This is a genomic window from Tessaracoccus bendigoensis DSM 12906, assembly GCF_900141915.1.
Lineage (GTDB): Bacteria > Actinomycetota > Actinomycetes > Propionibacteriales > Propionibacteriaceae > Arachnia > Arachnia bendigoensis.
In genome coordinates, this window is the sequence record NZ_FQZG01000015.1 from 23058 (window position 1) to 47530 (window position 24473).

A 24473-nucleotide genomic window follows, 5' to 3' on the forward strand; every position below is an offset into this window, starting at 1 on the left:
CCTCAGTAGCGCTTCGGGATGGTCAGCGCCGAGTGGTCGGGTTCGACGTAGCCGTCGGGCTCCTGCCGTGGCGGCAGCGTCACCTCGCGTTCGGGCAGCGGCTCGTAGGGGATCTGGTCGAGGATGTCGGCGATGGTGTTGAGTCGCGCCTTCTTCTTGCTGTTGCCGTCGACGACTCGCCAAGGCGCCCAGGGGGTGCTGGTGCGGGCGAACATCTCGTCGCGGGCCCGGCCGTAGTCGTACCAGTGGGCGTAGGACTTGACGTCCATGCCGGAGAGCTTCCACACCTTGCGGGGGTCGTGGATCCGTGAGGTGAGCCGTTTGGTCTGTTCGGTTTCCGAGACCTCGATCCAGTATTTGAGCAGGATGATGCCGCTCTCGACCATCATGTGTTCCATCTCGGGGGCGACGTTGAAGAACTGCTCAAGTTGGGCGGGGGTGCAGAACCCCATGACGCGCTCGACCCCGGCCCGGTTGTACCAGCTGCGGTCGAAGATGACGACCTCTCCGGCCGCCGGCAGGTGCGGCACGTAGCGCTGGATGTACATCTGGGATAGCTCGCGTTCGGTCGGTGCGGGCAGCGCGACGACGCGGAAGGTGCGGTTGCTGACCCGCTCGGTGAGGCGTTTGATGACGCCGCCCTTGCCCGCGGTGTCGCGGCCCTCGAAGATGATGACGACCCGCGCCCCGCTACGCTTCACCCACTCCTGCAACGCGACGACCTCGCCCTGCAGCCGTTCCAGTTCCGCCTCGTAGTCCTGCTTCTTCTTGCTCATCGCGATCTCCCAAGCCTCGACCGTCGCCGCGTCGCGCCGGTGGACTCAGCCTAGTGGCGTCGGCGCTGGGTGAGGGCAACGTCGGCCACGAACAGCAGGATGGCGATCCACACGAAACCGAACCCGAGCCATCGGCTGAGCGGCATCGGCTCGTGGAAGACCAGCCAGCCGAGGAGGAACTGGCCGATGGGGGCGATGTACTGCAGCATCGCCAAGGTGATCATCGAGACCCTGCGGGCCGCGGCGGCGAACAGTAGAAGTGGGACGGCGGTGACGACGCCGGTCGTGGCCATCAGGGCGCCGTAGCCGCTGAAAAGGTCGACGGTGGAACGTCCGGCAACGGCCAGGTAGATCAGGAATCCGAGTGCGATGGGGGCGACGGTGGCCGTCTCGAACGCCAACCCGGAGACGGGTGCGACGGCGCCTCCTGAGACCTTCTTCACCAGCGAATAGGTCCCGAACGACAGCGCAAGGGTGATGGCGATGAACGGGAACTGGCCGTAGCCGACCAGCAGGACGACGACGGCGGCGAGCCCCGCGAGGATCGCGGCCCACTGGAGTGGCCTCAGCTTCTCGCCCAGGACCAGGACCCCGAGCGCTGCGACCGCCAAGGGGTTGATGAAGTATCCGAGCGCTGCGTCCAGCGTGCGGTCGGTGTTGACGCCGTAGACGTACACCGTCCAGTTCGTCGCGATAAGAAGCCCGGCCACCCCGACTGCCAGAGCCATCTTGGGCTTGGCGAGGATGTCGCGAAGTTCGCCCAAACGTCGCATGACGGCCAGGACCAGCAGGCACACCACAAGCGACCAGAGCGCCCGGTAGGCGACGATCTCGAACGCCCCGGAGCGGGCGAAAAGGACGAAGTAGAGCGGGAATATGCCCCATAGGAGATAGGCGACCACGCCGTTGATGAGACCCTGACGTTGCTGCACCGCCGACAGCCTATCTGGGGAAGGTCGGAGCCCCTGGTCGTTTGAGGGTGACGAGGAGAATGATCACGAGGATGGCCGCGCCACTGGTGACGTACAGCGGAATCGCCCAGGGCGAGTAGTCGGCGCCCGAGATGGCGAACGTGTCAGCCAGGGACATCCCAGGGCCGAAACTCGCAAAGAAGTATGCCGGGGTGCCGAGTGCGAGCAGGACCGCGTACCGAACCCCGCGATCCCGCGCCCGAATGCCCGGACGCCGCCCGGCCTGTACGAGCCAGAAGATAGCCACCGCCGGGCCGACCAACATGATCAGGGCCACCGCGGCGGGCACCATCGTCTCGCCAGCCTTCGCGACTTCCCGGTAGATGCCGCCCAGCCCGAGGCCGGGAACGGCCGCGAGCGGATTCAGGACCAGGATCTGCAGCGTACCCACCGTCGCAAAGGCCATGACGAGGACGGTCCCGACGATCGATACCCGCTGGGCGTCGCTCATTGCCTACCGCGTCCAAGCCGAAACCCGGCGGCCACCCCGAACCCGATCAGCCCGAGGACGGTCAGGGAGGCGCCCAGGGCGGAGGCGGGCGTCAGGAGGATGGTGCCGTTCAACGGAAGGGGCGCCTCGGTCAACGGGGCGTAGGAGTACCAGCCGAAGGATGCCGAAGGTTGGGCGTTCAGGGCCAGCGTCAATGCGCCCGTGATGACGAGGACGGCGGACGCGACGAGCGTCCCGAGCAGAGTTCGGGGCATCCGGCGCATGCCTGCACCCTACCAATTCCAGGTGCCGCCTCCCTGCGGGGTTTGCCTCGTCGCTTCAGGGTGTCCGGTCGGGCCGGGTGCCTCTCGGGCGACCAGATAGGACCCATGCGGATCATCATCCCAGCCCCCACGACAAAACCGTAGGCCAGTGCGAATCTACGGCGCGGCTACTCGTCGTCATCGTCGTCGAGGTAGCGCCTGACGACCTGACCGCTATCGGGGTCGATGTGCAGCTTGATCCTGCGGTGGTTAGCCGTGATGATCTCGACCTCCCAGAACAGCGAACCGTCGTCGTCCTCCAACTCGATCTTGACGATCCCGCCGGGCTGGGCCTCGAGCAGCCGCTCGATCAGCCGTGGGTGGAACTCGGCGCGGTCGAGCATCCGACGGTATCTGACCAGATCGTCGGAGTCGTCGGCCTCATCGGCCAGGACCGCGCCGGTGACGCCGTCGACGTAGACCTCCCGCTTGCCGTCGGCCGTGATGAGGGTGACGCTCCAGACGGTCGATCCGCGCCAACGGTCGAGTTCGATCTCGAGGATCCTCCCGTCCGGGTGTGCCTCGAGCGCCGTGGTCGCGGCGTCCTGGGGGGCGACGTCGAGACCGGTGAGGACCAGGGTCCCGGACGATGTCGGGGTCGGGACCAGGGTCCCGGACGATGTCGGGGTCGGCGTCGGGGCCGGGGCTTCGTCGGCGGGTCGCGTCGAAGGCGTCGAGCCGGGTGCGGCGGACACGACCGTGTCCGGGGCGCCGAGACCGCAGCCTGTGAGCAGCATCGTCGACGCGACGGCGGCGGCCGCCAATGCCTGGCCGAAGCGTTTCGCATTGCCTGACGTGAGTTTCATGATCGCTCCTCTTGAGTGGGTGCCCGTTTCCGGTGTCTGATGGGCTCAGTCTGCGGCAGGGCACCTGAAGGGACCCTGAAGCGGCACCCTCCGCTTCAGCGCGGCTTCAGGTTCGAGGCTTCGCACATGCCACGATTGGGCCATGCGGGTACTTGTGGTCGACGACGAACGGAGGCTGGCCGCCGCGCTCCGGCGGGGGCTGAGCGCCGAGGGCTTCGACGTCGAGCTGGCCCACGACGGCATCTCGGGGCAGGAACTGGCCGAGCGCGGGGGCTTCGACATCATTGTCCTGGACATCATGCTCCCGCGCCGCAACGGGTATGACGTGTGCGCGGCGCTGCGCAGGCAGGGCATCGGCACCCCGATCCTGATGCTCACCGCGAAGGACGGCGAGTACGACGAGGCCGAGGCCCTCGACACCGGCGCCGACGACTACCTCACGAAACCGTTCCATTTCGTCGTGCTCGTGGCCAGGTTGAGGGCACTCCTGCGCCGGGCCGCCGCCCCTGCCCAGGGTTCGCAGGCTCCCGCAGCCGGTGCGACCCTGACCGTCGGCGACCTGCGGATCGTGCCCGACCAGCACCGCTGCCTCCGCGGCGATGACGAGATCGCGTTGACGGCCAGGGAGTTCGGGATCCTTGCCTACCTGGCCCGGCGGCCGGGGGTGGTGGTCGGCAAGGCCGAACTGATCGACGAGTTGTGGGACTTCGCCTCCCCGGCCGACCAGAACGTCGTCGAGGTCCACATCAGCTCGCTGCGCAGGAAGGTCGACGCTCCGTTCGGCAGGCGCACCATCGAGACCGTGCGGGGCGTCGGCTACCGGCTCAATCCCGACGAGGGGGAGTGACGATGCCGTCCTTCGGATCGGTGCGGGCCAGGGTCACCGTCGGTGCGGTGCTCGTGGTTGCGGTGGCGCTGGTGGCCGTCGGGTTCGTCATCGTGCGGATGATCGCGGCGACCATGGTCGACGACGCCGAAACCTTCGCCGAGGTGCAGGCCAGGAACCTCGCGATCGTCGCGGAGGCCGGTCGACTCAGCGCGGTGCTCGACGTCGATGCCGAGGGCTCGACGATCCTGCAGGTGACGTCGTCCGACGGGACGGTGCTGGCCGCGTCACACCAGCTGGCAGGCATGGGGCCGCTCGGCGCCTCGATCCCGCTCGAGGGCCGACTCGACGCCCGCACAGTGCGGGTGCTTGCGCCGGATGGGCGCGCCACCGACTTCCGGGTGGTGTCGGTCGGCACCGAATCGCCGTCCGGGCAGGTCGTCGTCAGCGCCGGGGTCTCGCTCGGCGAGGCCGCACACGTGCTCGGCACGCTGACCCGGCTGCTGGTGATCGCTCTGGCCGTGGTGCTGGCCGTGGTGTCGGTGGTCACGTGGCTGGTGGTCGCCCGGGCGCTGCGTCCGGTGGAGGCAATCCGTGCCGAGGTCGAGGACCTGACGTCCGGCGACCTGTCCCGCCGGGTGCCGGTGCCTCCGCACCGTGACGAGGTGGCGCGGCTGGCCGACACGATGAACCGGATGCTCGCCCGGCTGGAGGAGGCCTCCGACAGGCAGCGGGCGTTCATCGCCGACGCGTCGCACGAGTTGCGCAGCCCGCTCGCGTCGCTGCGCACCCAACTCGAGGTGACCGCGGCCCACCCCGAAGGCGCCGATGTCGTCGAGGTCGCCGAGGAGTCCCTCGAGGAGGTCCGGCGGCTCGAGACGCTGACCACCGATCTGCTGCAACTGGCCCGCCTGGACGCCGGAAACACGGCACGGGCGGAGTCGTTCGATCTGGCAGGGCTGGTCGCCGACCTCCTCGACCAGCGCCGGGGTGACCGGGTGCCGGTCGCGTGCCAAGGTGCAGGGGTGGTGCCGGTGCAGGCGGCGACGAAGCAGGTCGCGCAGGTCGTCACGAACCTGGTCGACAACGCCGTGCGCCACGCGGGCAGCGCGGTGTCCGTCGCGGTCACCCGGCCCGACGGGCCCGGGGCCCCGGTGAGCGTCACGGTCTCCGACGATGGTCCGGGCATCCCCGCCGCCGACCGGGAACGGATCTTCGACCGCTTCGTCAGGTTGGACGCCACCCGCAGCCGCGACGATGGTGGCACCGGGCTGGGCCTCTCGATCGCCCGCGAACTCGCACGCGCCAACGGCGGTGACGTCGAAGTGCTCGACGCCGGGCGCGGAGCGACGCTGAGACTCACGATTCCGGCAGGATGAGGCCGGCGGGCCGGACCCGTCGATACCGCGCCCGGTGCGCGCGGATGCGAGGGCCTCGCGTAACCGACGCCGAGTCCGAAGGGCCCCTCCCGCGACCCGCGGTACGCTGCCCGGATGGCAGCGAACAGTTCCGGCCCGGGCGCCCGGGCGAACCAACCGGCCGCGCCGTCGCTGCACGCTGGGCGCTCGGGCGGTTCTGGCGGGATCGGGATCGCCTTCGGCAACCTGGGGCCCGGTCCATCGACGGCTCCTGCCAGGACGCGTGGCTCGTCCGATCCGCGATGATCCGCTCGCTCCGCTTGATCGTCGGTCACCGGAAAATGTCGAGGAACCGGTCCCAGATCGTCTTGTCGGAGTCGTCGTCGACCTCAGCCGACTCGGGCGCCGGCTCGACCTGGGCGTCGATCAGGTACACGAACTGCACCCGCTCGATCCCCGTGTTGCGCTCATCGACCGCCGAGACCAGCGTGAACTCCGACGGCAGGAAGTCGGCCATCGCCTCGTCCATCCGGTCGGCCATCTGCTGGTCCATGTCGCTGGTCTCATCCCGCAGCGTCGACGCGCCGTCGCTCAGTTCGCCGCCGCCGTCGACGAGCACGCCCAGCCCCCACGAGTACTGACGGACGCCGTCGGCGAACTCGTCTGTCCCCGAGGCGAATTGGTGCAGGCCCGAACCCAGCTGCGCGTCGCCGGCCAGCAGCTGACCGTGGCCGGAGACCAACGCGTCCCCGCCTGCGGCCAACTGGTCGACCCCGTCGACGATCGCCCCGCCCTGCCCGGCGAACTGGTCGGCGCCGTCTCGCAGCGCACCGATCCCGTCGTCCAACTGACGCGCGCCGTCGGCGAGCGCGGCGGCCCCTTCAGCCAGGTCGCCGCCCGAATCGGCCAGCTGCCCGAGCCCTTCGCTGAGGTCGCGGGCGCCGCTGAGGAGCCCCGGGTCGCCCCCGACCCCGAGGTAGGCCTGTTCGACACCGTCGACATAGGCGACCAGCCCCTTATGGAACGTGGCGTAGTTGGAGCTCAGCAGCTTCAGCCCCTCGGCCAGTTCCTGGAGATCCTCGACCAAGATGGCCTGCACCGCATCGTTGATGCGGGAGATCAGGGTGCGGACGGTGTCGAACTCGTTGCGCAGCTGCTCCATCGCCGTCAGCAGGCCTTCGATCAGCGGATCGAGCCCGTCGAGGCTCGCCCTGACCTCCCGCAGTTCCGCGCTGGCCCCGTCGAGCTGGCGACCCTGGTCGGCCATGTAGGCGAGCAGCGCCGCCGCTTCGGGGTTGCCCGTGACGTCGATGCCCAGGTCGGCTGCGACGGTGTCGCCGTCCTGCAACCGCTGTGCGATCTGCTCGATCTCGGAGACCGAGCCGTCGAAACGGTCGAGCGCGTCGCGCAGCAACGCCATGAAGGCGTCGAAGTCGGTTTCATCGACGCTCTTGGCGATCTCATCCAGGCTGTTGGAAAGCGTCTGAAGGAGGTCGATGAGCAGGCCGAGCTCCTCCTCGGTCAGGGGGAAGCTGAGGGCGGCATCGAGGGACACGAGGGCCTCAAGGATCTGCGCGGAGCCTCCCACCAGGTTCGGGTCGGCGTACTTGCCCTGGTCGGTGAGCTGTCGGAGGCCATCCGACAGGTCCTCGACCCCGGCCGCCAGCTCGGAGCTGCCCCCGGAGGCCTGGTTCAGGCCAGTGCCGAACCGGCCGACACCCGCGCTGTAGGTGTCCAGGCCCGAGGCGAGCTGCGAACTGCCGTCGGCGAGTTGCTCGATCCCGCCGGTGAAGGCCCCGAGGCCGTGTGTGAGCTGCGACATCCCGTCGGCGAACTCCTGCACCCCGGCGTTGTAGCGGCGCAGCCCCGTGTCGAACTCGCCGCGACCTGCCGCCAGCCGGTCGAACCCGTTCGCGACGGTGTGCGCGCCGTCGGCCAGCGACGTCGCGCCCGCGCTCAACTGGTCGGTGGCGTCGTCCAGCTGCCCCACCCCTGAGGTGAACTGCCCGACGCCGTCGGCCAACAGCGCGATCGCGTCCTGGAGCTCGACCAGGTCGCCGACGTACTCGGCCGGGTCCGGCAGATCCATCATCATCTCGAACGGCAGGCCGGCGATCTGCACCTGCCCGACGTGGGCGTTCTCGGCGACGGCGTTGATCACGAAGTCCGTCTCCTTGCCGGGCAGCGAGGTCAGGTTGACCACCTGCGTCGTTCCGTTCGAGGCGATCGTGGCACCGTCGCTGGCGATCGAGCGGAAGTACCGGGAGTCGAGGTTGACCGAGACCTGCAGCATGTAGTTGTCGAAGAAGACCGGGTCGGCGGCGTCGTTGCGGCGCACGCTCACCTCGATCGCCAGCGGCCCGCTGCCGCCCCGCAGCTCGTCGGCGCTCACGCGGCGACCGTCGAGCACGTACCGGATCCCGATCAACCAGGGCATCTCAACGCTGGCCGCCTCGCCCTGGTAGTAGAAGTCGCCCTCGGCGGCGCCGACCTCCACCGTGTCGCCGTCGAGGAGGATCTCGTCGGAGTTGCTTAGGTTGACGACGTTCTTGTAGTCGCCGAAGTCGAGGATCCCACCGTCGGAGTCCCGGAACGCGTTGACGACGAACACCCGGCTGACGGCGCCGTCACCGGCCAGGTGCGCGTAGACCACCTCCTCCTTCGGCTGAAGGGAGGTGGCGATCGGAGCGCCCGGCGCCGGGGTAGAGGGCGGCGCCGCCTTCGCCGGGGAGATGGCCAGGACCGCCACACAAAGCAGGACGGCGAAGATGCGTTTCATCTCTTGCTCCTCAGGAAATCGGCTTTCCAGGTGGTTTTCTGGATGGCCCGGTCGAAGACGATCAACATGCCGGGCAGGAACAGGTTCACCAGCGCGAAGGAGATCAGCGCGCCGCGGGCCAGCACCTCGCCGAGCTGCGACACGACCACCAGCGACGACACCAGGTAGAGCACCAGCCCGGCCGAGGCCAGGATCAGCACCGGGGTTAGCAGGGTGCCGAACGTCTCCTTGACGGTGTGCGCGATGGATTCGTGCTTGCTGCGGGTCGCGCGGTTGCTGACATAGTGCTGCGTGAACAGGATCGCGTAGTCGACGGTGGCGCCAAGCTGAACGGTGCTGATCACCAGGAACCCGATGTAGACCATGTAATTGCCCGACAGGTAGGGCACGCTGAGGTTGATCCAGATCGCCCCCTCGATGGTCAGCACCAGCAGGAACGGGATCAGCAGCGAGCGGAAACTGATCAAGAGCACCAGCCACACGCTGCCGACGGCGATCAGGTTCACGAGCACGCTGTCGGAGGTGATGCTGGCTCGCATGTCTTCAAGGACCACCGATTCGCCGGTGAGGTGGTAGGCGTCCGGATAGTGTCGCCCCGCGATCTCCCGGACTTCGTTGACCACCGCGAACGCCTCGGCGCCCTCCTTCGCCGTGTCCACCGTCAAGATGATGCGGGAGTAGTTCTCGCTGAGCAGCGACGACAGCTGCTCCTGGGGCAGCACCTCGGCGGGCAGCAACCGGCCGACCTGCGTCTGGAACGACGAGATGCCCGTCACCGCGTCGAGGTCGGCCAGTTCCTGCTCCAGTTCGTGCTCGGTGCCCCACTGCCCGCGGGGCACGAGCAGCGCCATCGGGAGCGCCCGCCCGAACTCCTCCTGGATGAACTCGCGGTCGGCGGCCTCCCTCGACCCGGTCGGGTAGTCGCCCATGCCGTAGCGGAAATCGGTCATGCCCTGCGCGACGTAGGCGATCGGCAGCAGCGCGGCGATCGCAAGCAGCGGCACCGCGATCTTGGAGATCCCCCGTCCGAGAGCCGCGAAGCTCGGCAGGAATGAACGGTGGCTCGTGGCCGCGATCGCCCGGTCCATCACCTGCATGAGAGCAGGCATGAAGAAGATCACGCAGATCAGGCTGAACACCACGCCCTTCGCGAGGACCAGGCCCAGGTCGGGCCCCAGTTGGAAGCTCATGAAAAGCAGCGCGAGGAAGCCGAAGATCGTCGTCGACGACGACGCGAGGATCGCGGTTGAGCTGTCGACGACGGCCGACTGCAGCGCCTTGAGCCGACCCTCGCCCGCCTCCAGGTGTCGCTTCTGCGCGTGCAGCAGGAAGATGCCGTAATCCATGGAGACGGCAAACTGCAGCACCCCGGCCACCGCCGCGGTGATGAAGGAGATCTCGCCGACGAAGATGTTGGTGCCCATGTTGAGGACGACGGCGACACCGATGGTGGCCATCAGCACCACCGGTTCGAGCCACGACAAGGTCGATAGGATCAGCAGCCCGAGCGCCAGCGGCACCATGAATACCACGATGGTGCCCACCTCTGAGGTGGTCGACTGCTGGGCCAGCGCCAGGTCGACCAGCTGACCCTCGACGGCGCCGTCGGGGGTGGCGATCTCCTGGAGTTGGGCAAGGGTGGCGACGGTGTCGTCGAGGGCGACGCTGACCTGGAAGAGGGAGCCCGCATCGGTCTGGAACCCAGACACCAGGCTCTGGTCCTGCAGCTCGAGGGGTGTCTTGAGGTCGACTAGGTCGTCGAGCCAAAGCATCGACTGCACCGCGGGTACCTCTTCGATCTGCTGCCTGGTCTCCACCGCCTCGGACAGGCTCAGGCCGGGGACGAAGACCCGCACGTTGGGGATCGAGTCGTCGAACTCCTGGGCCATCACGTCGGTGGCCACTTTCGACGGTGCCTCCGGCGGGATGAAGTCAGCCAGGTTGTAGTTGATTGGCACGAGCAACGTCAGGAATCCGCAGACGGCGGTGAGCGCCCCGAAGACCACCAGCAGCAGCCTGTGGTGCCGGGTGATGTGCTCCGCCAACGTGCGCATCGCGCCCCATCCGATCCTTCAAGGAAGCGTGCCCCCCTCGTCACGGCGGTCTTCCTCGCCCGTCCGATACACAACTGTATCAGGGTGGTGGGGGGTCGCCCAGACCCCTCAGACGGGAGCGTTCTGCTGGGCGGCCCGGTGCCTGTGGAGCGCGTCGAGCGACTTGATGGTCGCCGCGACCAGCGGTGCGCCCAGCACCATGCCGATCAGCCCGGCGATCGTTCCGCCGATCATGGTGGCCAGCAGGACGGCGACAGGATGGATCTTGAGCGCGGACCCCAGAGCCCAGGAGCTGACGAAGCTCTGGATGGTTCCGTTCGAGATGAGGAAGGTGAGCCCGATGATGAGCGCCGCGGTCGGCCCGCCAGTTCCGAACGCGATCAGCACCGCCACCGCCCCGGTGATCCACGCCCCGAGGAACGGGATGAAGGACAAGACGAAATACAGGATGAAGATCGGCACAACCAACGGCAGCTTCAGCAGCAGGAAAGGGATGATGAAGATCGGGCCCGTCACAAGGGCCGTGATCGCGATCCCCTTGAAGTAGCCGCGCAGCGACGCCTTCACGGCGTCGGCCATCTCAGTCAGGAGAGGCGCGTCCGCCTTGGCGATCCTGGCCAGCCACGATGGGAAGGTGCGGAGGTCGCGGAGCATGAAGAACAACAGGAAGAAGGCGAAGAACGTGCCGAAGGCGAACGCGATTGCGCTGGAGAAGGTGCCGGACAGGACCCCGAACACGCCTCGTCCGAACTCGGGCAGGTAGCGCTCGACGTTGACGCGGAGCTGTTCCAGCAGGACGACATCCAGGTCGAGCGACCGCACCCAGCCAAGCATCGAGTTCCAGCCGGCCACCATCTGGCGCGTGATCTGGGGGGCCTGACCGAGTAGTCCCTGCACGATGATGACGAGGACACCGCCGGTTCCGGCCAGGGCGACCAAAGTGGCGATGACGGCGGACAGGGTTTGCTTGACACCTCGTCGTTCGAGCCAGAGCACGAACGGCTCAAGCAGCGATCCGACGATCACGGCGATCACGAGCGGCACAAGGATTCCGCTGATGGCGCTCAGCCCGGTCGCGATGACGACGGTCAGCGCAATGATGCCCAGCAGTGCCCAGCTTGTGGCGCCGATTCCGCGGAGCCGTGACGTTTGGGAGGGGGCGTTGTCACTCATGTCGGCTCCGTCTCAGGTGACCGCTCGTCACACGCTGTGATCGGACGGTGGGGCGATGATACTGGAGGGAGCCCGGCCGTCGTGTAACCACCGTCCATTGGAGCGGCAACGGTTCAATCGGCGCGTTGCTGAGATCGGGTCCGGGGGTGTGGAAGTCGCCGATCAGCTCCACGCAGCGGTGAAGACGCTCACCGCCAACAGGCCTGTGGCCAACATCGCGCAGCCGAACTCGACGAGGATGCCGAGGCCGAGGGCCTTGAGGGTGGCCCAGCTGGTGGTGAGGGCCTTTCGCAGGTCGCGCATCCGGAACCACTCCGCCAGGAGCAGACCAAGCGCGAATCCGATGGGTAGCCCGAAGCCGGGAAGCACGAACATTCCGGCGATGCCGAGGAGGATGCCGACGGTGACCGGCCACTTCGGCACCTCGTTGCGCTGGAGTGACGCTCCGGTGAGCAACCAACTGCTGAGGGCACCGATGATGAGGAGGACGGCGGCGACCCCGAAGGCGATCCAGCCCCAGCTGGAGGCGCCCCAGATCGCCCAGGCCAGCGCGCCGATGCCGACCATGATGCTGCCGGGAAGCACGGGGAACACGATGCCTGCCAGCCCGATGAGGGCCAGGACAACGGCAGCGATGGCGGCGATGATTTCGACGGTCACCCTTCAAGGGTACGGTCACGCCCGAAAAGGGTGCCGTCTGCTGCTTCTTCGGCAGGCTGGTTCGGGCCTGCCCTGCGTGCGGCGTCGGGCCGAAACGGGCGCGTCGTGTGCATAGATCTCTCTATGTGTGGAGGCGTGCGCTATATGCGAGCGCCTCGACGTATGCAGAGATTTGTGTACAGCGCTGGAGTAGCGAGGCGGGTTGGCGTCGTCTGGGGTCGTTGGGGAGCGCTGTTGGGGTGAGGTCGTGGGGGAGGCTGGTCGCCCGTTCGTGGGCGGTGCGGCCCCGGGCTGTGCCCCTCCCGGCGAAAATCGACCAGTGGTCGATTCTGGTGTGTCTGGTGCCGAAGATCGGCCAGTGCCCTGTCGACGGGGTGGGCGTGTGGGTTCGCGTGTGCGGCCCGTGCGGTGTCTGGGGCGGGGGCCCACAGGCAGTGCGGCCCGGGAATGCGGCCCGGGAGTGCGGCCGGGGAGTGCGGCCCCGGGAGTGCGGCCCGGGAGTGCGGCCCGGGAGTGCGGCCCGGGCTCCGGGCTCGGGGTAGCGCCCCCGGCGAAAATCGACCAGTGGTCGATTCTGGTGTGTCTGGTGCCGAAGATCGGCCAGTGCCCTGTCGACGGACTCTGGTGCGCACTCTCGTGGGCTAGGCAGTGGGCGATTGTCGTGGCAGGACGGATGAGAATCGGCCAGTGGTCGATTTTCGTGGTCTGGGTCGTGCTCTGGGTCTGGTTCGTGGCCTGGGTCTGGGGCTGGAGCAGGGACAGGACAAGAGCAGGGACAGGACAAGAGCAGCGACAAGGCGCGGGCAGCGACAGTGGTGGAGGCGGGCCGCCCGACGACCCCCCGCGCTAGGCTTGACCATCGACTCCTGAAAGGGGCCCGGCATGTTCACCAGGCGTCAGGTTCTGACATTCGTTGGGCTTGCTGTGGCCGCAGTCGGGGTGAGCGCCTGTTCCGGCGACGGCGGCAGCCGAGGCGCGACGCTCCTCCGCGGCACCACCTCGCTGCTCCAACTGCCCTTCGACGAGACCTCGGGCGTCGCCCAGGCTGCCCGCGGCTCGGCCGATCTCGGCTGGAACCTCCTCCTTCAAGGCACGGAGCCGAACCGGGCCATCGCCCCCTCCTCTCTGGCGGTCACCCTCGGGATGCTCGCAGAAGGTGCCACCGACGAAACCCTCGCGAGCCTCGACGCCGTCTTCGGACTCACCGGCGACGAACGTTCTGCCGCGTTGGGCGCACTGCGGCAGTCGCTGAGACCCTACGAACTCCTCCCCGAATCCGTCGACGTCAACGACCCGCCTGAGGCGCCGCTGGTGCACCAGGCAAGCCAGGCCGTAGTCGTCGAGGGAAAGGAGGTCGAGCAGCAGTTCCTCGAACGGATCGGCGCCTACTTCGACGTCGGCACCCAGCAGGTGGCCCTCGGGGAGATGAAGGCAGTGCTTGACGACTGGGTTGTGAAAAACACTGCCGGGTTGATCGAGAAGTCGGCGATCGAGGTCAGGCCAGACCTCGTGCTGGTCCTGCAAGACGCCATTCTGTTCGCCGCGGCTTGGGCGACCGCCTTCCCCTACGACGACACCCCGCTCGAGTTCGAGGGGCCGGGCGGGACGCAGCAGGTGAAGGCGATCTCTGGGGAGTTCTCCGTCCCCTTCGCCGTCGGCGAGGGCTGGAAGGCTGTTCGGCTGCCCTACGACGAGGCGCTCGCGATGGACGTGATCGTGCCGGACGCCGGGCCCGAGGCGTTGTCAGCGCAGCAGTTGGACGAGGTGCGGGTCGCGCTGGACGACGCCACAGCGGTCACTGTCGCGGTGACGATGCCCCCGTCGGACCTGACCGGGGGATTGAACCTGCTGCCGCTGCTCGGGGCGGAGGGCGTCACGTTCGAGAACAGCGTCGACGGGATTTTCCCGGGCGCCATCGTCGACCAGTTCGCCCAGCAGGTGCGGCTCATGGTCAGCGCAAAGGGCACCGTCGGGGCCGCGGTGACCGAGGTTGCTGGGGTAGAGTCCGCGCCGCAGTCTCCCGAGAACGAACTGGTCGCCGACCGCCCCTTCGTAATGAGGGTGCTTGACACCAGGACTGGCTGGCCCCTGTTCCTGGCCATCGTCTCCGACGCCGCCGACGCGGCTCCTGAAGGCTGATCGGGTTCCACCGGCGGTGCGTCGCGCGCGTCGGCACCGCAGCTTGTGCCACAGTTGTGGCAACCACTCAACGGGAGGCTTGAGCCATGTCCACCAATCGCGTAGTCATCGACTTGGATGAGAAGGCCACCAGCGTCTTCCGCGCAATCTTCGGCTTCGGCGGGCTGCTTGCGCTCGTCATGGGCATCCTGATCCTGGTCTGGCCCGCCAAGACCGCGATGGTCGTGGCCGTGATCATCGCGATCTGGGCCCTGATCGCCGCCCTGGTGAGCCTCGCCACCGGGATCTTCTCGAAGAACCAGGGCACATGGGCGCGGGTCGGCAACATCGTGGTCGGGGTGCTGCTCGCGGCCGCGGCCATCTTCACCTTCGCTAACCTCGGCACCGCGACGGCGTGGCTCGCAGCCCTGGTCGGGATCGTCGTCGGCATCTCCTGGATCGCGCAGGGCATCATCGCGCTCACGCTGCTCGGCGGCACCAAGGCGAAGCTCTGGACCCTGCTGTACGCGGCGCTCAGTATCATCGCAGGCGTGGTCCTGCTGTTCTCGCCTCTTCTGGCGGTCAAGGTGCTCTTCATCCTGATCGGCGTGTCCTTCGTCGTGCTGGGCATCGCCCAGCTCGCGCGCGCGTTCCGCTTCGGCGCCAACTGACCAAGACGCGGGGATAGCCCCTGCACGCCCTTCCCACCGGGGCGGTCGGGGTCTATATTCGCCGCAAGAGGGGTGCGCCATGGTGTCCACGCGACCAGCAGAACCCGATGTTCTCACCGCAGCCAAGGAGCGGCTGACGGCGGAATTGGAACACGCCTGGCGCCAGAAGCGGTCCCGCGGGCCGGAGCCCGACCCGGTCCTCGAAGACCCTGCGATCCTCGATGCGCTTATGCAGATGACCGCAGGCACCTGCGCCTACTGTGAGCGGAGCCTCACAGCGCAGGGTTCCGACGGAGCCGTCGTTACCCATCACCGGCCGACCTGGGGCGCCGTCGGATCGCACGGCGATGTCGACCTGACCGCCTACTGGTGGCTCACCTACGAATGGGACAACCTCTACGCGGCGTGCTCCGACTGCATCCGTTCCCGGGGCAGCAGGTTCCCGGTCGCCGGCCCGCGGGCCGGGCGGGGCCAGCCACTCTCAGCCGAGCAACCCCTGCTCCTTGACCCGATCCTCGATCAACCTGACGAGCACCTGCGGTTCCAATCCGACGGCACCGTCACGGCCTTCACCGAACGGGGCCTGGTCGCCTGTGACCTCCTCGCCCTGAACCGCGACGCCCTCGTCAAGGCCCGGCTCGCCGCCATCGGTGGTGACGGCGACACCACCGCCTTCGCCTCGATGCACCGTCAACTCGGCACCCGGCCACACGAAACGGCCAAGACGCGACGGCCACCGATCCCGGAAGGGCCGGACCTGCCGTCCACGTCCGGCGCGGAGCCAGGCCTGCCCTCCTACAACCTCAACGATCCCATGGGCGAGCCCGACCTGGGCCACTACTTCCAGGCCACCCAATGGATAGAGCGGGTGGTGATCCGGAACTTCCGCCCCATCCGAGAACTGGAGATCGACCTGGCGCGGTCGACCAGTGAGCGTGGCCCGTGGACCGTGCTCCTGGGCGAGAACGGCTGCGGCAAGAGCTCCGTTCTACACGCCATCGCCCTGACCATGATGGGCGGCGAACAGCGTAGACGCCTCGGCATCGACGCCCGCCGGTACCTGCGCGACGGCGCCCACAAGGGCCTGGTGCAGGTCTACCTCTCCGGCCGGACCGACCCCCTGGAACTGAGATGGGCGAGCGGCGACACGGAGTTCACCGGCCCCGAGCCGGTGGCCGCGCTGCTGCTCGGCTACGGCGCCGTCCGGCTCCTGCCACGCACCCCGTCCACGCAGCGTGATGACCAGGTGGTGCGCGTCGACAACCTGTTCGACCCCCTGGCGCCGCTCACCGACCCCTCCGCCTGGTTGGGGTCTCTCGACGACGACACCTTCGACGACGTCGCCGGCGGCATCCACGAGATGCTCGCGCTCGACCATGACGCCGAACTCGTCCGCGGCGACGACCGGGTCGTCCTCAGGCAGGGCCGGTCCCGCTCCGACATCGTGACGCTGAGCGACGGCTACCAGTCGATGGTGGTGATGGCCTGCGACATCCTCCGGGCCACGATGCGGCTGTGGAGCAGCTCGGCGCTGGCAGAGGGCATCGTCCTGGTCGATGAGATCGGCGCCCACCTGCACCCCCGTTGGAGGTTGCGGATCGTGACGGCCATGCGCAACCTCATGCCGCGGATGCAGTTCATCGTCACCACGCACGACCCGCTGTGCCTGCGAGGCATCGTCGACGGCGAGGTGGTCGTCATTCGCCGCAACAGCGAGGGCGACGTCGTCTCCCTCACCGACCTGCCGCCCGTGACCGGTATGAGAATCGACCAGTTGTTGACCTCCGAACACTTCGGGCTCGGCTCCACCGACGACCCGGAGATCACGGAACTGTGGGAGAGCTACTACCGGTTGATGGCGTTGAAGAGCCTGGGTGAAGAACAGCGCGAGCGGCTCGACCGGGTGCGCAGGCGCCTCGACGAACTGGAACAGTTCGGCTCCACCGAACGCGAACGCCTGCTGCTCACCTCGGCCGCCGACTACATCGCCCGACGACGCGAAGGCGGTGACGCTGCCGCCCCGACCAGCGCGGAGATGACGGCGAAGATGGCCGACTTGTGGCGCAAGTATCTGCCGGGCGGCGCGTGATGCGACGAGTGCGGCGACCACCGATCCCGGAGAGCCTCAAGCAGAAGAAGGCGCTCGCCGAACGGCAGGCGGCCCTCGACTTCTACGCGAACTGGGATGGCAAGGCGAAGTTCGACGGCTTCGCCGCCTACAAGGCGCCCGACATCCGGGCCGCGCTCGAACAGGCATTCGGCGGCAAGTGCGCCTACTGCGAGACGTTCTACGCGGCCACCCAGCCGGTGGCGATCGAGCACTACCGACCGAAGGGGGAGGTGACCATCTCTGGTTCGCGGGTGCCTCCCGGGTACTACTGGTTGGCCAGTGAATGGACCAACCTGCTGCCCTCCTGCACAGACTGCAACAGCCCCCGCAGGCAGGACCTGCCGGGCGAGGACGCCGTCACCTCCGGCAAGGCGAACGCGTTTCCGCTGGCCTCCGAAGGCAGCCGCGCCACCGCGCCGGGCACGGAGAAGGGGGAGCGACGCTTGCTGCTGCACCCCTACCTCGACTTCCCAGAGAAGCACCTCGAGTTCGTGTGGGGGACAGGGACGGTCGACGATGGGTGGGTTCGCCCCAGGAACGGCAGCGCCAAGGGGGCGACGACGATCAAGGTGTGCGCGCTGCAGCGAAGAGGGTTACGTGCGGCCCGCCGCGACCGACTCCTTGACCTGATCGCGCATCTCGAGTCGGTGGTGGAGGCCCGCGGCAACGCGTCTCGCCACCCCGACGACCCTGCTCTGTTGGAGCAGTTTGAGCGGAGACTCGCCGAGGTCGCCCGGTTCGTCGCCGACGAGGCGCCCTACAGCGCCATGTGCCGCCAGGTCGTGATCAGCTACCACGACTCGCTGTTCGGCGCGAACGAGACCCCCTGACCATCGCGTGAAGCCCCGGGACGCCCAGATCGGCCTGTTCCGCGTTACCAGCGAAATGGCCGGACACCAGCGATCCGTCGTCGTTACCAGTGTTCCGCCGTCCTTACCAGCGTTCGGTCGTCGTTACCACTGATATGGCCCGACACCAACGATCTGCCGTCGTTACCAGCGCAAACCCCCGACACCAGCGATATACGGCAGGTATCAAGACAAACCGTTGGTAACCGCGGAAGAACCCTGGTGGCGACGTGGCCACAGCCACCTAGCGCGGCGGCGCGGTGGTCGCGCGGACGACGAGTTCGGTCGGGATGACGACCCGCTGCTGCGGCAATTGCGTCTTCGACCGGATCTGTTCAATGACCAGGCGGACCAGTTCGTGGCCGATCTGCTCGAAGTCCTGGCGCACGGTCGTCAGCGGTGACGGCAGGTAGGCGCTGATGCTGAGATCGTCGAACCCGACGACGGACACGTCGGACGGGGTCTCCCGGCCCGCTTCATGGAAGGCCCGCAACGCCCCGATCGCCATCTCATCGTTCGCGCAGAAGATGGCCGTCACCTCGGGGTCCGCGGCGAGGCGTTGACCGAGCCGGTAGCCGGATTCGGCCGTCCAGTCGCCGTGGAGAGGTTCGGGTGCCCTGATGCCGGCCTGCTCCAGGGCCCGTTGCCAGCCCGCGGCCCGGGCCTGTGCCGGATCGGAGTCGGCGGGGCCCGCAATGTGGTGCACGCTGGTGTGGCCGAGGCCCAGCAGGTGTGCGGTCGCGGCGCCGCTGCCCTGCAGATGGTCGGAACTCACCGCCGAGTACAACCCCATGAGTCGCGAATCGGAGACCGACACCGGGAGGCTTCTGGGCAGCGAAAGGGTTTCGGGTGTCTGCTCCGCTCGGAGGATGACGAGGCCGTCGATCGCCTGGTTCGACAGCCGGGAAGCCGCCGACTCCCAGCCGTCGGCCTCCTGCGACTGCACGTTGACGATCGTGACGCCGAAGTTCGCTGCCCTGGCCGCCTGGATCACCGCCGACGTCGTGAGCGATTCACCGGTGCGCTCGAAACGGTGTGCCATCAGGCCGATCGTGTGGAAGGCGCCGTTGCGCAGCGCGCGGGCCGCGTAATTGGGGGTGTAGCCCAGTTGCCCCATCGCCTCCTGAACCTTCTGCCTGGTCTCGGGGCGCACGTTCTCGGCGCCGGTCGACACGCGCGACACCGTCTGGGCGGACACGCCTGCCAGTCGGGCGACGTCCCCGATGGACGCGCCCTTCCTGCGTTGCTTGGGCGGGGGCATGAGTTGGGTCACCTCCTTTGGCTGGTTTGTCTACGTTAACACGAGTAGACGGGCACTTGAAGAGGTAGGCCAGTTAACCTGATTTCACAAGGCGTGTTGCGCATCCAAAGGCATGGTGTTCTAATGGTGACGTAAACATTGTGAGGCTCAGTGAGGAGTGGATGTGTCCTTCGAGGTCGCCGACGACGGCTTCCGGTGCGATGGTGAGCCGTTCCGGATCATCTCCGGGTCGCTGCACTACTTCCGCGTGCATCCCGACCAGTGGGACGACCGGCTGCGCAAGGCCCGGCAACTGGGCCTGAACACCATCGACACCTACGTCGCCTGGAACTTCCACTCCAGCCGCGAAGGGGAGTTCCGCACCGACGGCTGGCGCGACCTCGGCCGCTTCCTCGACCTCGCCGAGGCTCACGGGCTGTACGCGATCGTCCGCCCCGGCCCCTACATCTGTGCCGAGTGGCGCAACGCCGGCCTACCGACCTGGCTGACGGCGCGTCCCGGCATCAAAGTGCGCACCAGCGACCCCCTCTACCTCGATGCGACCGCCGACTTCTACCGCGCGGTCCTTCCCATCGTCGCCGACCGCCAGGTCAGCCGGGGCGGAAACGTCGTCATGGTCCAGGTCGAGAACGAATACGGGGCCTACGGCGACGACGCCGCCTACCTGCGCTCACTGGTGGCGCTCATCAGGGGGCAGGGCATCGACGTGCCGCTGTTTACCTGCGACCAGGCCAACGACGAGATGCTGACGCGGGGCGGGTTGCCGGAGCTGCTGCGCACCGGCACCTTCGGGTCGCGCTCCAAGGAGCGGCTCGCCACTCTGCGCCGCCACCAGCCCACGGGGCCGCTGATGTGTACCGAGTTCTGGAACGGCTGGTTCGACAGCTGGGGTCAGCAGCACCACACCACCGCCGCCCAGGAGAGCGCCGCCGACCTCGACGACCTCCTCGCGGCCGGCGCCTCCGTCAACTTGTACATGCTGCACGGCGGCACCAACTTCGGGCTCAACAACGGCGCCAACGACAAGGGCGTCTACGTCCCGATCACGACGTCCTACGACTACGACGCACCGCTTCGCGAGGACGGCGCGCCCGGGCCGAAGTTCCACGCCTTCCGAGAGGTGATCTCCCGCCACGCACCGGTGCCGGCAGAGGCGCCGTCCGAGTTCGTACCCGCCCCCGAGTTCGAGGTGGATCTAGGCCACTCCGACTGGACCGCCGTCCTACCCGAGAGTTTCGAGAGCTTCGACCGGCTCCCCGAGCAGGACGAGGTCGACCCGGAGGCTATCTTCGCCGTCTATGAGGCCGACGTCACCGCTGACGACCAGGTGGTCGTGTTCGACGAGGTGCGCGACCGGGTGTTCGGGTTCCTCGACTCGTTGCCCATCGGTTCCGTCGAACGCACCCAGCACCAGCGCGCTTTGACGCTGCCGGGGGCCGGGCGGTTGCGTCTCCTCGTCGAAGACCTCGGCCGGGTCAACTACGCCGCACGGCTCGGTGAGTCGAAGGGCCTGATCGGCCCCGCCCGGACGGCCGTGCGCGAGCTCACGAACTGGCGGATCGCCGCCGTCGACCACGATTCGCTGCCGACTCTGACCGACGGCGCCGACACGCTCCCCGTCGGTCGGCCGGTGGCTGGCCCGGTGCTGCTCAGCGGCACCTTCGACGCCGCGGGCGTCGACCTGTTCCTCGACACCAGCGGGTTCGGCACCGGCATCGTCTGGATCAACGGCGTGCTGCTCGGTCGCTACTGGTCGGCCGGCCCCACGACGACCATGTTCGTGCCGGGCCCCCTGCTGCGTGAGCAGCACAACTCGATCGTGGTCTGGGAGCTGGCAGCAGCCTCCCGCCCGGTCGCCAAATTTGTTTCAGACCCGCAACTCGGCCACACCGAGGCATAGGAGGTGCCATGACCCAGACAGCGGCCCCGACGATGAGGAAACCGCGCCGCAACTGGCGCGGATGGATGTTCGTCGGCCCATTTCTCTTCTTCTTCGCGATCGTGTTCGTAGCCCCGCTGCTTTACGCCATCTACCTGTCGTTCTTCCAACCAAAGATGGTCTGGGGCGTTTCGCAGGGCGAGCAGTTCATCGGCTTCGACAACTACATCAAGCTGTTCACCGACCCGAACTTCTGGTCCGGCGTGATCGGGGTCGGCCTGTTCCTGCTGATCCAGGTGCCGATCATGCTGATCATCTCCATGTACCTGGCGCTCGCCATCGACTCCGGCCGCCTTTGGGGGTCCAGCTTCTTCCGAGTCTCGGTGTTCCTGCCCTACGCCATCCCAGCAGTCGTCGCGACGCTGATGTGGGGGTTCATGTACGGCACAAGGTACGGTGTGATGAGCGAGGTGAACAATCTGTTCGGTACCTCGATCGACTTCTTCAGCCCTTCGCTGATCTGGGTCGGGATCGGCAACATCGTTACCTGGGAGTTCATCGGCTACAACATGCTGATCTTCTACTCGGCGCTGAAAACGATCCCCGGCTCGCTTTATGAGGCAGCCGCGATCGACGGCGCCAGCGAATGGAACATCATCAGGGCCATCAAGCTGCCCGCGATCCGCGGCTCCATGATGATCGCGATGATCTTCTCCGTGATCGGCAGCTTCCAACTGTTCAACGAGCCCAATGTGCTCCAGCAGATGGCCGGGAACACGATCACCACCTACTTCACCCCGAACTTCTACGCGTTCCACCTCGCGTTCGAGGCCAACAACCCCAGCTACTCGGCGACCCTGGCGATCGTCATGGGCGTCATCACCGTCGCGGTGGCCTACATCGTCCAGCTCTGGGGAGCCAAGGGAGGGGTCAAGTGATGACCACAGCAACCGCACCGCGCATGAGGGCCAAGGCACTCAAGGGCAACCACGTCGGCCTCGCTCCGAAGAAGTCGATCGTCCTGACCGTGGTCACGGCACTGTTCGTGATCTACGCGCTCATCCCGCTCATCTGGCTGCTCATCAGCTCCACGAAGACCCAGTCCGACTACGTCTCGACGTTCGGGTTCGCCTTCGGTGATTCGTTCGCACTGATCGACAACATCAAGGCGACCTTCGCGTACCGCGACGGCATCTTCGGGCGTTGGTTCCTCAACACCTTGCTTTACGTCGTCGTCGGTGCGGGTGGCGCGACCCTGCTCGCGGTGCTCGGCGGTTACGGCCTGGCCAAGTACAAGTTCCCAGGGCGACGGGGCGTCATCGCCCTGGTGATGGGTGCCATCGCGGTGCCCAGCACCGCACTTACCGTCCCACTGTTCCTGATGTTCAGTCGGATCGGTATCGTCAACACCCCCTGGGCCGTCATCATCCCGTGCCTGATCACCCCGTTCGGCTTCTACCTGATGTGGGTGTTCTCCGCCGAGGCGGTGCCGGACGAACTGCTGGAGGCCGCCCGGGTCGACGGGTCGAGCGAGTTCAACACGTTCTTCAAGATCTCGCTGCCGCTGCTCGGCCCTGGCATCGTGACGGTGGCCCTCTTCGCGATCGTGGCCACCTGGAACAACTACTTCCTCCCATTGATCATGCTCACCTCGGAGGAATGGAAGCCGCTGACCACCGGCCTCAACGACATCAAGCTGCAGACCTACTCGGCGGCCGGTGGGGCGAACCCGCTCCAGAACATCATCATCACCGGTTCGCTGCTGACCATCATCCCCCTGATCATCGCCTTCCTGTTCCTGCAGCGCTACTGGCAATCCGGTCTCTCCGCCGGCAGCGTCAAGGAATAGCCCGAAGGCCTCCGTCCATCAACCAACACCCAATCCCTTCACTGTTGAGAGGAACATGTCCATGATTTCCAAGAAGTTGGTCGGCGTCGCACTGGCGTCGGTCCTGGCCATCGGCCTGAGCGCCTGCGGTGGCGGCGAGTCGTCGTCGACGCCGTCCGCGCAGGGCAGCGACTCCGCAACCGGCGAGCAGACCACCCTGACGGTGTGGGGCTGGGAGCCGACGCTCACCCCGGTCGTCGAGGCGTTCCAGGAGTCCCACCCGAACATCAAGATCGACCTGCAGAACGTCGGTGGCGCTGGCGACACCTACACCAAGCTGGACAACGCGATCGCGGCGGGCTCGGGTGCGCCCGACGTCGCGCAGATCGAGTACTACGCCGTCGGCCAGTACGCCATCCCCGGTCGCCTCGCCGACCTGACGCAGTTCGGCGCCGCCGACCTGGCGGACCAGTACACGACCGGTACCTGGAATGCCGTGACGCTCGCCGACAGCGGCCAGGTCTACGGGCTGCCCGTTGACTCGGGGCCGATGGCCCTGTTCTACAACGAAGAGGTCTTCACCCAGGCTGGTGTGACCACACCTCCCGCCACGTGGGATGAGTTCTATGAGGCCGCCAAGAAGATCCGTGCCCTCGGCCCGAACAGCTACATCACCTCCGACAACGGCGACGCCGGCTTCGCCACCTCGATGATGTGGCTCGCAGGCGGTAACCCGTTCGGCGTCGAAGGCGACTCGGTCACGATCGACCTCGGCGATGAGGGCGTCCTCAAGTTCGCCGACTTCTGGCAGAAGATGATCGATGAGGACCTGATCAACACCACGGTCGCCGGCTGGTCTGACGACTGGTTCAAGGGCCTGGGCGACGGCTCGCTCGCCTCGCTCATCACCGGCGCCTGGATGCCCGCGAACCTGATCGGTTCCGCGCCCGATGCGGCAGGCAAGTTCCGCGTCGCCACCACCCCGGTGCCCGAGGCTGGAACCACGGCCAACGCCGAGAACGGTGGCTCGTCCATCGCGATCCTCGAATCGAGCGAGAAGAAGGAGGCCGCCTACGAGTTCCTGCAGTACGTCAGCAACGGTGACGGCGTCGCCATCCGCGTCGCCGGTGGCAACTTCCCCGCGACCAAGGCCGAGCTGGCCGACGCCGAATGGCAGGGCTACACCGATGAGTACTTCGGTGGCCAGGAGTACAACAAGGTGCTGGCGCAGGCCGCTGACGACGTGCTTCCCGGCTGGAGCTACCTGCCGTTCCAGGTTTACGCCAACTCCATTTTCGGCGACAAGGTCTCCGGCGCCTACACCGGTTCGGGCAACCTGACCGAGGCGTTCGCAGCGTGGCAGACCGATCTGGAGTCCTACGCGAAGAGCAACGGCTTCATGCAGTGAGCAATTGACGCTGCCGTACCGCACCCCGTCACCTCTCCGGAGGCGGCGGGGTGCGGCGCATCCGGGGGCCATGGACAGGGCGGTCGCAGTGGTTGAGCACATGGTCGCCCGATTGGGGAGCTGGCACCGTGAGGCGTACGATTTGTAGTAGAGGAATGCAGAAACAGCCAATCAACAGGACGTCGGGGAGGACG

General features: G+C 67.3%; 20 protein-coding genes. 10 read left to right on the forward strand and 10 right to left on the reverse strand.

Annotated features, from left to right (window positions below; all coding sequences use genetic code 11):
• Window positions 1–2 precede the first annotated feature (2 nt).
• From ppk2 to BUC15_RS05390, 5 genes are all read right to left on the reverse strand, one after another.
• Window positions 3–776 carry a polyphosphate kinase 2 gene (gene ppk2 / locus BUC15_RS05370; RefSeq protein ID WP_073186510.1) on the reverse strand — a complete coding sequence of 258 codons (774 nt, stop codon included), beginning with the start codon at window positions 774–776 and terminating at the stop codon, window positions 3–5.
• Between the two features lie 50 nt (window positions 777–826).
• Window positions 827–1708, reverse strand: coding sequence for an EamA family transporter RarD (gene rarD / locus BUC15_RS05375; RefSeq protein ID WP_217652117.1), 882 nt, complete (start codon window positions 1706–1708; stop codon window positions 827–829).
• A 10-nt stretch (window positions 1709–1718) separates the two neighbouring features.
• Window positions 1719–2198, reverse strand: coding sequence for a hypothetical protein (locus BUC15_RS05380; RefSeq protein ID WP_073186512.1), 480 nt, complete (start codon window positions 2196–2198; stop codon window positions 1719–1721).
• A complete protein-coding gene (locus BUC15_RS05385) occupies window positions 2195–2461 on the reverse strand; it encodes a hypothetical protein (protein WP_073186513.1) in 267 nt (88 codons plus the stop codon). The genes BUC15_RS05380 and BUC15_RS05385 overlap by 4 nt, the downstream gene beginning before the upstream one ends.
• Window positions 2462–2628: 167 nt before the next feature.
• Entirely contained in the window at window positions 2629–3306 is a 678-nt protein-coding gene (locus BUC15_RS05390; RefSeq protein WP_073186514.1) for a PepSY domain-containing protein, read from the reverse strand.
• 142 nt (window positions 3307–3448) lie between these two features.
• Here BUC15_RS05390 and BUC15_RS05395 point away from each other — a divergent pair, with 142 nt between their 5' ends.
• Window positions 3449–4153, forward strand: coding sequence for a response regulator transcription factor (locus tag BUC15_RS05395; protein ID WP_073186515.1), 705 nt, complete (start codon window positions 3449–3451; stop codon window positions 4151–4153).
• Between the two features lie 2 nt (window positions 4154–4155).
• On the forward strand, window positions 4156–5511 hold the full coding sequence (locus BUC15_RS05400) for a HAMP domain-containing sensor histidine kinase (RefSeq protein WP_073186516.1): 1356 nt from the start codon (window positions 4156–4158) through the stop codon (window positions 5509–5511).
• Window positions 5512–5821: 310 nt separating this feature from the next.
• Here the strand turns inward: BUC15_RS05400 and BUC15_RS05405 are convergent, their stop codons facing one another.
• The 4 genes from BUC15_RS05405 to BUC15_RS05420 all read right to left on the reverse strand — a co-directional run bounded on the left by BUC15_RS05405 (window position 5822) and on the right by BUC15_RS05420 (window position 12156).
• Window positions 5822–8269 carry a hypothetical protein gene (locus BUC15_RS05405; RefSeq protein ID WP_073186517.1) on the reverse strand — a complete coding sequence of 816 codons (2448 nt, stop codon included), beginning with the start codon at window positions 8267–8269 and terminating at the stop codon, window positions 5822–5824.
• Window positions 8266–10323, reverse strand: coding sequence for an efflux RND transporter permease subunit (locus BUC15_RS05410; protein WP_073186518.1), 2058 nt, complete (start codon window positions 10321–10323; stop codon window positions 8266–8268). The genes BUC15_RS05405 and BUC15_RS05410 overlap by 4 nt, the downstream gene beginning before the upstream one ends.
• Before the next feature lie 108 nt (window positions 10324–10431).
• Entirely contained in the window at window positions 10432–11496 is a 1065-nt protein-coding gene (locus BUC15_RS05415) for an AI-2E family transporter (RefSeq protein WP_073186519.1), read from the reverse strand.
• Window positions 11497–11658: 162 nt separating this feature from the next.
• A complete protein-coding gene (locus BUC15_RS05420; RefSeq protein WP_073186520.1) occupies window positions 11659–12156 on the reverse strand; it encodes a DUF456 domain-containing protein in 498 nt (165 codons plus the stop codon).
• An 882-nt stretch (window positions 12157–13038) separates the two neighbouring features.
• Between BUC15_RS05420 and BUC15_RS05425 the strand changes: the two genes are divergently transcribed.
• From BUC15_RS05425 to BUC15_RS05440, 4 genes are all read left to right on the forward strand, one after another.
• Window positions 13039–14295 (forward strand): serpin family protein, encoded by a 1257-nt coding sequence (locus BUC15_RS05425; protein WP_084189377.1) that lies wholly within the window; start codon window positions 13039–13041, stop codon window positions 14293–14295.
• An 86-nt stretch (window positions 14296–14381) separates the two neighbouring features.
• Entirely contained in the window at window positions 14382–14945 is a 564-nt protein-coding gene (locus BUC15_RS05430) for an HdeD family acid-resistance protein (protein ID WP_073186521.1), read from the forward strand.
• A gap of 79 nt (window positions 14946–15024) precedes the next feature.
• Window positions 15025–17034 (forward strand): AAA family ATPase, encoded by a 2010-nt coding sequence (locus tag BUC15_RS05435; RefSeq protein WP_073186522.1) that lies wholly within the window; start codon window positions 15025–15027, stop codon window positions 17032–17034.
• 8 nt (window positions 17035–17042) lie between these two features.
• Window positions 17043–17885 carry an HNH endonuclease family protein gene (locus tag BUC15_RS05440; RefSeq protein ID WP_073186523.1) on the forward strand — a complete coding sequence of 281 codons (843 nt, stop codon included), beginning with the start codon at window positions 17043–17045 and terminating at the stop codon, window positions 17883–17885.
• A 262-nt stretch (window positions 17886–18147) separates the two neighbouring features.
• Here the strand turns inward: BUC15_RS05440 and BUC15_RS05445 are convergent, their stop codons facing one another.
• Window positions 18148–19164, reverse strand: a complete 1017-nt coding sequence (locus BUC15_RS05445; RefSeq protein ID WP_073186524.1) for a LacI family DNA-binding transcriptional regulator — start codon at window positions 19162–19164, stop codon at window positions 18148–18150.
• Window positions 19165–19327: 163 nt separating this feature from the next.
• On the opposite strand from BUC15_RS05445, the gene BUC15_RS05450 reads away from it, so the two are divergent.
• From BUC15_RS05450 to BUC15_RS05465, 4 genes are all read left to right on the forward strand, one after another.
• Window positions 19328–21064: a beta-galactosidase gene (locus BUC15_RS05450; protein WP_073186525.1), complete on the forward strand. Its 1737-nt coding sequence runs from the start codon at window positions 19328–19330 to the stop codon at window positions 21062–21064.
• 8 nt (window positions 21065–21072) lie between these two features.
• Window positions 21073–21981, forward strand: a complete 909-nt coding sequence (locus tag BUC15_RS05455; protein ID WP_073186526.1) for a carbohydrate ABC transporter permease — start codon at window positions 21073–21075, stop codon at window positions 21979–21981.
• Window positions 21981–22892, forward strand: a complete 912-nt coding sequence (locus BUC15_RS05460) for a carbohydrate ABC transporter permease (protein ID WP_073186527.1) — start codon at window positions 21981–21983, stop codon at window positions 22890–22892. The genes BUC15_RS05455 and BUC15_RS05460 overlap by 1 nt, the downstream gene beginning before the upstream one ends.
• Window positions 22893–22953: 61 nt before the next feature.
• The gene (locus BUC15_RS05465; protein ID WP_217652118.1) at window positions 22954–24279 is read left to right on the forward strand and encodes an ABC transporter substrate-binding protein; all 1326 of its coding nucleotides are present in this window, start codon (window positions 22954–22956) and stop codon (window positions 24277–24279) included.
• Window positions 24280–24473 lie beyond the last annotated feature (194 nt).

Excerpts from the sequence above, each read along its gene's own strand:
- ppk2 (WP_073186510.1), bottom strand. The coding sequence starts at position 776 with ATGAGCAAGAAGAAGCAGGACTACGAGGCGGAACTGGAACGGCTGCAG.
- BUC15_RS05380 (WP_073186512.1), bottom strand. The coding sequence starts at position 2,198 with ATGAGCGACGCCCAGCGGGTATCGATCGTCGGGACCGTCCTCGTCATG.
- BUC15_RS05385 (WP_073186513.1), bottom strand. The coding sequence starts at position 2,461 with ATGCGCCGGATGCCCCGAACTCTGCTCGGGACGCTCGTCGCGTCCGCC.
- BUC15_RS05390 (WP_073186514.1), bottom strand. The coding sequence starts at position 3,306 with ATGAAACTCACGTCAGGCAATGCGAAACGCTTCGGCCAGGCATTGGCG.
- BUC15_RS05395 (WP_073186515.1), top strand. The coding sequence starts at position 3,449 with ATGCGGGTACTTGTGGTCGACGACGAACGGAGGCTGGCCGCCGCGCTC.
- BUC15_RS05400 (WP_073186516.1), top strand. The coding sequence starts at position 4,156 with ATGCCGTCCTTCGGATCGGTGCGGGCCAGGGTCACCGTCGGTGCGGTG.
- BUC15_RS05405 (WP_073186517.1), bottom strand. The coding sequence starts at position 8,269 with ATGAAACGCATCTTCGCCGTCCTGCTTTGTGTGGCGGTCCTGGCCATC.
- BUC15_RS05410 (WP_073186518.1), bottom strand. The coding sequence starts at position 10,323 with ATGCGCACGTTGGCGGAGCACATCACCCGGCACCACAGGCTGCTGCTG.
- BUC15_RS05415 (WP_073186519.1), bottom strand. The coding sequence starts at position 11,496 with ATGAGTGACAACGCCCCCTCCCAAACGTCACGGCTCCGCGGAATCGGC.
- BUC15_RS05425 (WP_084189377.1), top strand. The coding sequence starts at position 13,039 with ATGTTCACCAGGCGTCAGGTTCTGACATTCGTTGGGCTTGCTGTGGCC.
- BUC15_RS05430 (WP_073186521.1), top strand. The coding sequence starts at position 14,382 with ATGTCCACCAATCGCGTAGTCATCGACTTGGATGAGAAGGCCACCAGC.
- BUC15_RS05435 (WP_073186522.1), top strand. The coding sequence starts at position 15,025 with ATGGTGTCCACGCGACCAGCAGAACCCGATGTTCTCACCGCAGCCAAG.
- BUC15_RS05445 (WP_073186524.1), bottom strand. The coding sequence starts at position 19,164 with ATGCCCCCGCCCAAGCAACGCAGGAAGGGCGCGTCCATCGGGGACGTC.
- BUC15_RS05455 (WP_073186526.1), top strand. The coding sequence starts at position 21,073 with ATGACCCAGACAGCGGCCCCGACGATGAGGAAACCGCGCCGCAACTGG.
- BUC15_RS05460 (WP_073186527.1), top strand. The coding sequence starts at position 21,981 with ATGACCACAGCAACCGCACCGCGCATGAGGGCCAAGGCACTCAAGGGC.
- BUC15_RS05465 (WP_217652118.1), top strand. The coding sequence starts at position 22,954 with ATGATTTCCAAGAAGTTGGTCGGCGTCGCACTGGCGTCGGTCCTGGCC.